The organism is Chitinophaga agrisoli (genome assembly GCF_008386695.1).
GTDB lineage: Bacteria > Bacteroidota > Bacteroidia > Chitinophagales > Chitinophagaceae > Chitinophaga > Chitinophaga agrisoli.
Map to the genome: position 1 here is coordinate 1 of NZ_VUOC01000177.1, position 346 is coordinate 346.

Annotated in this window: 1 protein-coding gene; it reads left to right on the forward strand. The window is 48.3% G+C overall.

Annotation, left to right across the window (positions count from 1 at the left end):
* Positions 1-54: 54 nt before the first annotated feature.
* Positions 55-346 (forward strand): hypothetical protein (locus F0L74_RS34865; protein ID WP_213087198.1); only part of this gene is annotated, 292 nt, incomplete at its 3' end.

The window sequence follows — 346 nt, forward strand, 5'->3', positions numbered from 1 at the left end:
ACAGTGCTACACAGCTCGATTTTTTTATTGTTGAAGCCTTTTAACCGCCTGATAATGGCGTTCACGAAGTTTCTTTTTATGTTGTCATTAATCACCATCGCGAGCGCTGGCTTTGTTTGGCAGGACGATAACTTTCCGGGATTCCCAAGCGATATGTGGCCCTCTATACAGATCCCAACGATTCCGCCATTCGATCCCAAAATTCCGAACTTTGCTTTTTCGTTCCCCTCTCCTGACAACATTAAGAAAACTAAGCCACAACCCGGACAAACCTATAGCGGCGTCTACGTGAGCAGGAATGGTGCGAAGGGCACTCTGGTTGCAGGCGTCATGGGGGGACTGATCG